This window comes from Shewanella marinintestina (assembly GCF_023283845.1).
Taxonomy (GTDB): Bacteria; Pseudomonadota; Gammaproteobacteria; order Enterobacterales; family Shewanellaceae; genus Shewanella; species Shewanella marinintestina.
The window spans coordinates 121,992-132,448 of the sequence record NZ_JAKILC010000016.1 but is presented as its reverse complement, the minus strand read 5'-3'; the positions used below and the strand labels follow the sequence as shown (position 1 = coordinate 132,448).

The following is a 10,457-nucleotide window of genomic DNA, read 5'->3' as shown; positions in this document are numbered from 1 at the left end:
TGTGTTACCGCTCGACTTGCATGTGTTAGGCCTGCCGCCAGCGTTCAATCTGAGCCATGATCAAACTCTTCAATTAAAGTTTTGTTTGCTTCATCCACCTTACAAGTAAGGCTAAATCAGCGGCTCAACGAATTCTGTATTTCATAAATTATCTTTGATTTTACTTTCTATAAGAAAGTGAAGACCAAAGTTGCTATGAACACTCATTCATTAAGTAATTTTTGATTACTTCGTGAGAAGTAATTTCGAATAACTTAATCTCTGTGAGTGTCCACACAGATTTGCTTGTCATATTGTTAAAGAGCGTGCCACTTCTATCAAGGCTAAGCCTTTCAAAATGGCGCCTTAGACGCTTAGGTCGTTTGGCTGAGGAGGCGTATTCTACACTCTCCAGTGTCGGCGTCAAGCGCTTATTTTAAGAAGTTTTTCAAGCGATGATTCTTTATACAAGTCACATCATTCGAAGCTCTTAAAGCGATTGTCACCTGGTCAAATCTCTTTCGATTTTCGAACCTCTAACACCGCTGCAAGTCCCGTTCTACCTAAGCTTTCGTTTAGCTAGTTGGCCTGCTGTGCCGTGTCAGTGGATGCGCATTATAGGGATATCTCAGAGTAGCGCAAGGGCTTTTATGTAGGAAAAATACATTTATTTTTTATACCTTTATTAGTTACAACTAACAGACAGGTTATCTACAGAGTTGTTCATTTTCCGTGTTTAAACTCTACATCTAACATGCACGTCATCATGGCTTTTATCGTTTGGCCCGGTAACTCAAAGGTCCTTGTCCTCTGTCCTACTTCTTTTTTACTCTTTAGACGCCTTTAACTACCGATATAAGAAAAGCTAAGCACATGCTTCTCCACTATATGTAGCAATAACAACTTAGCTATATATAGCTGCGCTATCTCTATACTATCAGTCAGAGTATCCATACCTCTTAAAATACCTATTCGCTTTACTTCACTTCTGCGATTAAGTTTTAGTAAGGTAAGTGGATCGCAGATATTTACGTTAGCTATATAGGTAGAGAAAAGTAAACAGGGCATATTAATTTGAGCTGTGCCCAATCAAAGTCACCAGCGTGAACTGGATGTCCGCTGAGTAAACCGCAGATACAAAAATGCCTTCTATATAAGAAGGCATTTTCATTAGTTAGCATAGTATCAACTCTAAGCTAACCTACAGGACTCTTTAAATTTCAGACACAAGCCGAAGTAACCAAACGATTAGTCGTTGTCAGCTTCAATTTCACGTGCGATGTTCTGACCATTAATCACTACACCTTCAACTTCGATACGCTGTTGGTCAATAGTGTCAAACTGAAGACGGTCTTCAAACTGAGTTTTTGCATCAACATATATAGTGATTGCTTTACCTGCAGTCGTAATGACAAAGCTCTTATCAGTAGCATTCACTGAAGTAGCAAAACCTTCAGCTTCAAACTCTTTCCAGCTGCCAACGTTATCATTGTCGTTGTCATCACCAGTTGCGTTGTCATCGTCGAATTCGACTTCTGTAGCAACTTGTTGTGCACCTTGCTTCACAGAAGTCACTTCAACTAAAGCACCTTGTTTCAGATCTGCCTTAAAACCATCTTCAAACTTAGTTTGAGCATTTACAACAAAACGACCTTGGTAGTTAAGTTCAAATGCTGTTTGCTGAGCGTCAACCCAAGTCACGATGCCTTCAACTTCAGTATCGTTAGCTAAATCGCTATAGTCTTCAACTTCTACACTTGTCGCTTCAAGTGTATTTACATTCATACTGCCTTCTACTTCAACCCACTGGCCATTAGCAAGAACGGCATTGTCTTCTACATGCGCTGCTGAATAATCAACAATTAGTGCTGCACCGACTTTAAAGCTCAATGCATTGTTATCTAAGTTAGATAAGCGACCTTCCACTTCGTAGTGGTTGATTAGATCATCGTTTTCAAATTTAACAACAGACAATACTTTATAACCAGCGTCAGCCGTTGGTAATGAAGACACCATTACCCAGTCACCCAACTCAATTTCGTTAGATAGCTTGTAAGTTAGCGAAATGCCGTTAACCTCAAATGTGCCTGCTACACGATCAATAGCCGTTACAGTACCGGTAATCGTTGGTTCTAAGTTAACCTGAACGCCAGCTGCTTTTTGCGCGCCGCCGATCTGTACCATCATATTCGATTGCAGATCGCTGATATTTAGTTGTGTGTTACCGTATACAACGCCAGCAACATCATAGCTATAGCCATTTACAACGATTTTGCTTTTAACTGTGTCAACTGAATCAATGGTGCCTTTCACTGCTGCAGGTGCCGTAACTGCGCCACCGTTACCATTGTCGCCGCCATTACCGTTGTCAGAAGAACTATCGCTTCCACCGCCACAAGCAGTTAAAATCAGAGCAAGTGTTGAAACTAAAGCTATTTTTTTCATCTAAATACCCTTACTTTGTAAGATGATTATCAAATTTGGGCGTATGTTAAATCTACGACCGTGAAGCGATCGTGAAGAAAGATAAAATAATCTATGAAAGTTTTAATTGTTGATGACAGCCACAACCTAGCGGAAACAATTGCTGACTATTTGGAACTTGAAGGTATGGTCATTGACTGCGCCTATCACGGTGAAGCGGCAATCAATCTTTTATCTGCAAATAGTTACGATGTAATTATTATGGATATCATGATGCCTAAGTTGGATGGGATCAGTGCGGTACGTAAACTGCGAGAAGATCTATACTGCAATACACCTATACTGTTCTTAACAGCTAAAGATAGTCTTGAAGACAAGGTCGCTGCTTTTAAGGCCGGTGGAGATGACTACTTACTCAAGCCATTCGCAATGGAGGAGCTAAGCCTCAGATTACATGCATTAAGTAATCGCGGCCCAAGACAGGATGTTGGCGTGCTCACTTTTGCTGATATCAATATAAATACTCAAACTGATATCGTGACTCGTGCAGAGCGACCTATCAAACTTAGCCGCATTCAACTCAAGATTTTAAAAGTACTAATCAAGCGTGCTCCGAGTATTGTTAGTCGTCAGGATGTTACTGATGCAGTTTGGGGTGATGAATCGCCTCCAAGTGATGCATTACGTAGCCATATTTATGGTTTACGCACAGCACTAAACAAAGGCTTCGAAGATTCACGACTAGAGACAATACATGGACAAGGTTACCGACTCAAACCATAAGCACTTTCCAAGCTTCTATCGCAAGATCCGTTGGAGCTTCGGCTTAATGACGTTTGCTATGTTCAGCCTTTTCTGGTCTTTGATTTACATTGCTGAAAACCAAATTGAAAAAATCAGTCTTAATCATTGGCTAGATACAGAAGTGTATCGTTATAGCCAAGACTATAAGATTTATGGTGATAAAACCGTATTACCTAATACCAATGAGTTTAAAACTTATTGGAGTGAGGAAAACCTTCCGCAGTGGCTCAACGCTTATACTTCCCCAGGCGTATATGAAGAGCTAAGAGGCGAAGAGGACAAACACTTTATTGTTAGTCGCCATCCTTCAGGTAAAGGCTTAATGTATGTCGTGTTTCAAGACGATGCCGATGACTACCTTGATGAATATGAGGAGCATTTGCACGACTACATTTTAATCTTGGGCGTATTAATTGGTCTATTGATGACAATATACAGTCTGTATTTTATTCGCACGCTATCAAAACCACTGACGATTATTGAACAAAAGATCGCTCAGATGTCGCCTGACGACCCGCCTTTTAACATCGATACGACGTTTGTGGAAACTCGCAATATTGAGCAGACCTTGCTTGATCGTAAAAATGATATCAATGGATTTTTTCAACGCGAAAAGGAGTTTAGCCACTTTGCCTCCCATGAATTGAGAACGCCAATAACAGTGGTAAAAGGCTCCGCCGAGTTACTGGCTAAGATCCCTAATCAACATCCTGTAGCCGTCAATGCTGTTAAGCGCTTACAGCAAGCCAGCGATGAAATGCAGGTACTTACAGAAACCTTTTTGTTGCTGGGTAAAGAGTCCATCAGCCCGCGCTACTTTGCCGATGTTGATTTAGCCGAAGCCTTACAAAAACAGTTAACTGAAATGGCGGTACTATTCGCCCGTCAAGGTAGCAGCTATCACTTAAGCATCAAGGATGCCGCTACCGTGCACGCTCCATCGAGCTTTATCGCGATTGTACTTAATAACGTTATCAAAAATGCCTTTAGTTATAGTATCGGCGACATTGCGATTAAGGTTGAGCAACATACGCTAACCATCACCAACCGTCATGACGGCAATGAAACTTATAATGCAGGTTATGGTGTCGGCTTAGTTATTGTCGAGCGCATCTGTGAACGCATGGGATGGAGTTATTATCCACATGATAACGGCGTTGAGTTTTGCACAACTTTGGTGTTTTCAGCTAAAGAGGAAAACCTTTAGCGATTCCCTTTTTGGTGGTTTGGTTTCGCTCTGTAGTTGAAACTGTTGCACAGTTTAAAGCGATAAACCTATAGATTGTTCATCGCTTGAATCTTCAAGCCAACTTCTTACATCAGTGGTTCCAATGGCCTGCGGCCAGCGCATGTGCAGACACTTCCGCGACACGCAGCAAGTCCATCCCTGGAAGCTCGGCCATGACGAACAACATCCATGTTTAAAAGCCAGTTCGGCATCCATGCCTCTCGTTCGAGAGCATGATAACTTCGTTATCTCTCACCAGATCATGGGCGGTCACTGCCGTATCAACACTAAGTTAGAAAAGCAGAATAGTTTGGATCTAGAGTCAAGTAAGCACTAGCTATATGAGGCAAAAACAACAACCCCTATATAGCTGCTAAACTTAATCAGAACCCCAAATTGGATTTCTTTATCCACATCGACTTCTCCATAAAACAAAAGGATTTGTTTATGCCCATCGCCTGTGTTGCCACCCGTGCCAGCCACGGGGTCCAAGCCCCCGCCGTACAAGTTGAAGTTCATTTAAGCAATGGGCTCCCTGCATTCAATCTAGTTGGACTGCCTGAAGCCTCAGTAAAAGAAGCAAAAGAGCGGGTACGCAGCGCACTGATTAACGCAGGTTTTGAGTTTCCGATGCAGCGTATAACCGTTAACTTAGCTCCAGCTGACTTGCCGAAACAAGGTGGGCGCTACGATCTACCTATCGCAATAGGCATTCTTGCCGCGTCTAAGCAGATCCCACTTGAATCATTGGCACAACATGAGTTTGTTGGTGAATTAGCATTATCTGGACACGTGCGGTATTGCCAAGGATTACTGCCAGTAATCGTTGATGCCAGTAAGCAAAACAGCACTTTAGTGTTACCCATCGACAACCGCGAAGATGCTGAGCTTGTAGGCTTTGAAAAAGTCCGCTTTGCCACTCACTTGCAATCATTAGCGGCTTATCTGCATGGTCAGTCTCAGCTACCCAGTATCGATTTAAACCTTGAATGGTTAACGTTAGACAAAACACTCCCCTTATCCTGTATGAGCGAAGTTGTGGGTCAGCATCAAGCCAAACAAGCATTAGAAATCGCCGCAGCAGGAAACCATAATTTATTGATGCTTGGCCCCCCAGGAACAGGTAAGACAATGCTAGCCAGCCGTATGATGAAACTATTACCGCAACTCGATTATCATGAAGCTTTAGAGGTCGCTGCTATTCATTCTGTCGCAGGGCAAAGCATTAAACCAGCAAGCTTTTATCGTCGTCCTTTTCGAAGCCCACATCACACTTGCTCGGCGATTTCATTAGTTGGAGGAGGGGCTCAGCCGAAACCCGGAGAAATATCTCTTGCCCATCGCGGCGTACTGTTTCTCGATGAAGTTGCTGAGTTTCCACGTAAAGTATTAGATTGCCTGCGCGAGCCCATGGAAACTGGTGAAGTCAGTATTTCACGGGCAGCGGCAAAGCTAACCTTTGCCAGCCGTTTTCAATTGATTGCAGCAATGAACCCAAGCCCTTGCGGCGATGCAGACAACGCGAGAGCTAGCAATGAACAAATCTTACGATACCTCGCAAAACTATCGGGCCCTTTTCTTGATAGGTTTGATCTAACTATTGATGTACCAAAGTTACCCTTAGGCGCCCTTAATAGTGAAAATACACAAGCTGAAACCAGTGAAAAGATTGCTGAGCGCGTGCTTCGCTCACGAGAGACCCAACTAGCCCGCAGCGGAGTGCTAAATAGTCAGCTGTCAGGAAAGCAGTTAAAACAAGATGCGCTTTTTAATGACAAAGATCTGCTGTTTTTAGAGCAGAGTGTTAATCAACTTGGCCTATCGGTACGCAGCTATCATCGGATCCAGCGCGTGGCGCGAACCATTGCAGATCTACAACAAGCCCGAGGTGTTGAACGCTCCCATATTGCTCAAGCACTAGGCTACCGTGCGATGGATAGACTACTTGCTTCCCTTGCAAGGCAATAGTGTCTAATCAATTGATTGTCGATTTTATCGTGGTGGATTAAACAAGGTAGATCATTCAAGCTAAATACAGTCGGTAACAGGCTTACACTTAAGAGGTATATCTAGCTTTTTTAGTGACAAAATACCTAAAAATGCCTTACAAAACTGCGCTAGGTTAAAGATCCGATAATCAATTAACAAATAAGTTGAATAGCGCTTAAGATTCCAGTAAATTCCGCCGACTTCATTAACTCGATGATGTTGAAGTGGCAAACATTCGTTTACTTTGAACTTACTTAGCTCACGCCTTTATAGCATTAACGCTAACATAGAGTAACCGCCGCAACGTGCAAGATTAGCTCGTGCATTTCTAGCGGTAATGCCTATCAACAAATGCCCTAACCGAATAGTTACTAAAACATGCCAAGTAAACTTAAATATAATCGTATACATGTCGCACGCTCAGTCTTGGCAGGGCTTGTTTTAGTTAGTTTATTAGCTATGTCACTTGGGGTAAGTAACTACCTATTATCTAAGCAACTGACAGATGTTGCAGCCATACTGGATAAGGAATATCAGCAAAGACTTGCTGTAGCGAAACTACAGATGGCTGAAGTGCAGGACATGCTCGAAAAAGAGCAAGAAAGTCACTGCTCAGACGAAACAATTCGCCTGCTTAAAAATAAATTATTTAAGCAAAGTAGCTTACCTGTGCCTTGGGTGCGCTTTAATGATGAAGAAATTATTTGCTCGGCCCTTGGCCGCTGGCCAGAACCTGCTGGTAGCCGTCTACTCAGTCGTGATATGGATGGCCATAGCTTAATTGAAGGAAGTGATGATCGCACCTTTAACCAACAGAAAACCATCTATGCAGGGGTAACAGATAGCAGAGCCAATGTATTTGTCCCCGTTCAATCCATACAAGCGATTACTGACGAACTGGCTATATGCCAATTTTGTGGCGACATCAAAGTTGCAGTGAATGGTATTGAATGGATCAATCGCAGCACTCAAGCTAACCCATTTTTCACTATTGAATATCAAGCTGAAAATTCACAGTTTAAATACAGTCTAAGTGCGAACGAATCAGCTAGAAATCAGCTATGGCTGACTATTTTCTTATTGTTACTATTACCTTTCTTCGCGCTTTCATGGTTTGCTTACTCACTGCGGGGCTCAGTGGTTAAACAGTACTGGCATAAAAAGTTTGCTCTCGCATTGAAGGAAGAGGCTTTTTATCTAGCCTATCAACCTATTATCGATACTGACACCAATAAGCCACATGGCGTCGAAGCCTTACTACGTTGGCGAACGAAGGGTGACCATTATCGTGATACCCGCAGCTACATTCATTATCTAGAGCAAGATTCAATAATGTCTCTGGTTAATCAGTGGATGATAAAAACAGCGCTTAATGAGCTAAAGTCACTATTGCTCAGCGAACAAATAGCTAAGTGCAGTATCAACATTAGCGCTAAACAAATTGAGCAAGGCAATATTCTGCCTTATTTACAATATTTAGCTGGGCACGGGTACAGTATTGATAAGCTTTGTTTTGAACTAACGGAGCGCCAACCCATCACATCTTGGGAAAAAATCCGTGATTTTATTGCTGGTTGTAAGCAGTTAGGTTGCCAAGTGCAACTCGATGATGTTGGCACTGGCTATAGCGGCGGTTTAATGCTGCAGCAGCTCGAGTTCGACTGCTTGAAAATAGATAAAGCCTTTACCTTAATGCTGGTCAGTGGTCTTAAAAAACCTTTTTTGATCCGCTCGTATATTGCGATTGCCAATGAACTGGATATCGGGCTGATTGCTGAGGGCGTTGAAACCCAAGAGCAAGCTGATACCTTAAAACACTTGGGCATACACCTGCATCAGGGCTGGCTTTATTGTAAAGCACTACCAGCAACAGAATTAAGAGCTTACCTCTTTAACCATTAAGAAAAGCTTACTTAGCCCTGTAGTTGTTGTTCGCAGGGCTAAATTTCAGCATTAACACGATAAAAAATTGTCTATGAATACGGTCTCTTTCACTAACAAACTCACCCAATCAAGCGATAGAACCATCAGTTAACAGGTAAAATTTAACATCTAGATTGAGACAGAACTCGACAACGAGTACTATAGGTTTCCAATTTTTTTGTTGAGGTTTTGAATGGGCGCGATAGTGTCACGCATTAGGGGAAGCTTTGCCTTCTTCTGTTATTTCATTAACACACTATTTTGGGTCACCCCCATATTAATAATGAGTCTCTTCAAACTCATTCCTTTAGCTGTGACTCGCAAAGCCTGTACCTATTTTCTCGATTTTTGCGCCAGTGCATGGATTAGCGTCAACGGTGTTATTGAAAACACGCTTCATCCCATAAAACTAACCGTTGAAGGTGATAGCCAGCTGTCTACCAAAGAGTGGTATATGGTTATTGCTAACCACCAGTCTTGGGTAGATATTCTGATTTTACAACGCATCTTGAATCGTAAAATTCCTTTCTTGAAGTTTTTCTTGAAACAAGAATTAATCTTTGTACCTGTACTTGGCTTAGCTTGGTGGGCGCTAGACTTTCCATTTATGCGACGTTATAGCACCGCGCAGTTAAAGAAGAATCCTAAGCTGCGCGGTAAAGATATAGAAATAACCCGTAAAGCTTGCTCCAAGTTTAAAAGTAAACCCGTTAGCGTAATGAACTTCGTTGAAGGCACTCGTTTTAATGCCAGTAAACACAATAAACAAAACTCACCTTTTGAGCACTTACTTAAGCCTAAAGCCGGCGGTATGGCATTTGCGCTATCAGCAATGGGCGAGCATATTCATAAATTAGTGGATGTCTCTATTTATTACCCAGATAAAGTGCCAACTTATTGGGAATATATCAGCGGCCAAGTTAATGAAGTTAGAGTACATATTGAAGTCAAGAATATTGGCGATGAATTGCGCGGTGATTATATTAAAGATCGCCAATTTAAGATCCAATTCCAAGAAGAACTAAACCTTATTTGGCAGCAGAAAGATCAAGTGCTCACTGAGTTAGCACAAACCCGAGAAGAGGCGTAAACCCGCAATGTTAAACTTTTTACCAGGCCCAGTGCTGTACTTCTTGAGCACCATTTTACTTATTATTAATACCGTTATATGGGCATCTTTAATTAGCTTAGGCGGCATCATTAAATTACTGTTACCTATCACGGTACTCCGTAATGCCTTAACTCACTTGATGAATCGCTTTATGTGGGCTTGGGCAACCTGTAATGGCGGTATTTTAGCTTTACTCGCCAATATTGAATGGGATATTGAAGGGTTAGATAACCTCGATAAGAACAGCTGGTACCTGCTGATCAGTAACCATCTCAGCGGCTTTGATATTGCAGCGCAAACTTATGTGCTGCGTAACCATATCCCAATGCTTAAGTTTTTCCTTAAAAAAGAGCTCATGTATGTGCCTTTTCTAGGCCTTGGTTGCTGGGCATTGGATATGCCATTTATGTCCCGCACTAGCCCTGCTAAGTTAAAGAAGAACCCCAAGCTTAAAGGTAAGGATTTGCAATCAACACGCCGCGCCTGTGAAAAGTTTCGAGGCATGCCTACCTCTATTATCAATTATGTTGAAGGTAGCCGCTTCACCGCAGAAAAACATGCTCGCCAAGATTCACCTTATCGCTATTTACTCCGCCCTAAAGCAGGCGGCATCGCCTTTGCTTTATCAGCGATGGGGGAGCAATTTACTAACCTGCTAGATGTTACCGTGTTATATCCTGAGGTCTTTAAAAAAGATGCACTATACGAAGTCATGCACGGCCGTATGAAAAAAATCGTTGTACGTGTAAAAGTGTTGCCAGTTCCAGAAGTCGATAACAAACGCTACTTTTCTGAAGCACCTTATCGTGTTGAGTTTCAACGTTGGCTCAACGAAATATGGGAACATAAAGACGAAGAGATCCACCAATTAATGCTCAAACATAATAGCGCTAGTGAGCATATCGTCCATAAAGCAAAAAACACTGACAATTCATAAATGTCATAAAAAATTCAACTTAACAGCTACGAGCAATATGTTGTAGCTGTTAAGTTCATCTA

At 42.1% G+C, this 10,457-nt stretch carries 8 protein-coding genes and 1 rRNA gene; 7 read left to right on the top strand and 2 right to left on the bottom strand.

All coding sequences use genetic code 11. From position 1 onward, the window contains the following. Nucleotides 1–76, bottom strand: a 16S ribosomal RNA gene (locus L2747_RS16500); the annotation flags it as partial. A gap of 1,151 nt (nucleotides 77–1,227) precedes the next feature. Then, nucleotides 1,228–2,424, bottom strand: a complete 1,197-nt coding sequence (locus tag L2747_RS16495) for a DUF5666 domain-containing protein (protein WP_249000103.1) — start codon at nucleotides 2,422–2,424, stop codon at nucleotides 1,228–1,230. 93 nt (nucleotides 2,425–2,517) lie between these two features. On the opposite strand from L2747_RS16495, the gene L2747_RS16490 reads away from it, so the two are divergent. The 7 genes from L2747_RS16490 (at nucleotide 2,518) to yihG (L2747_RS16460) (ending at nucleotide 10,395) form a co-directional block, all read left to right on the top strand. Continuing rightward, nucleotides 2,518–3,186: a response regulator transcription factor gene (locus tag L2747_RS16490; RefSeq protein WP_249000102.1), complete on the top strand. Its 669-nt coding sequence runs from the start codon at nucleotides 2,518–2,520 to the stop codon at nucleotides 3,184–3,186. After that, nucleotides 3,158–4,414: a sensor histidine kinase gene (locus L2747_RS16485; protein ID WP_249000101.1), complete on the top strand. Its 1,257-nt coding sequence runs from the start codon at nucleotides 3,158–3,160 to the stop codon at nucleotides 4,412–4,414. Before L2747_RS16490 ends, L2747_RS16485 begins: the two co-directional genes overlap by 29 nt. A 142-nt stretch (nucleotides 4,415–4,556) precedes the next feature. Next, on the top strand, nucleotides 4,557–4,772 hold the full coding sequence (locus tag L2747_RS16480) for a hypothetical protein (RefSeq protein WP_249000100.1): 216 nt from the start codon (nucleotides 4,557–4,559) through the stop codon (nucleotides 4,770–4,772). A 110-nt stretch (nucleotides 4,773–4,882) separates the two neighbouring features. After that, on the top strand, nucleotides 4,883–6,403 hold the full coding sequence (locus tag L2747_RS16475) for a YifB family Mg chelatase-like AAA ATPase (RefSeq protein WP_249000099.1): 1,521 nt from the start codon (nucleotides 4,883–4,885) through the stop codon (nucleotides 6,401–6,403). Nucleotides 6,404–6,802: 399 nt separating this feature from the next. Beyond that, nucleotides 6,803–8,326: an EAL domain-containing protein gene (locus L2747_RS16470; RefSeq protein WP_249000098.1), complete on the top strand. Its 1,524-nt coding sequence runs from the start codon at nucleotides 6,803–6,805 to the stop codon at nucleotides 8,324–8,326. Between the two features lie 214 nt (nucleotides 8,327–8,540). Next, nucleotides 8,541–9,437, top strand: a complete 897-nt coding sequence (gene yihG / locus L2747_RS16465) for a 1-acylglycerol-3-phosphate O-acyltransferase, YihG family (RefSeq protein WP_249000097.1) — start codon at nucleotides 8,541–8,543, stop codon at nucleotides 9,435–9,437. Between the two features lie 7 nt (nucleotides 9,438–9,444). Further along, complete coding sequence (yihG, locus tag L2747_RS16460; RefSeq protein WP_249000096.1) at nucleotides 9,445–10,395, top strand: 1-acylglycerol-3-phosphate O-acyltransferase, YihG family; 951 nt, start codon at nucleotides 9,445–9,447, stop codon at nucleotides 10,393–10,395. Nucleotides 10,396–10,457 lie beyond the last annotated feature (62 nt).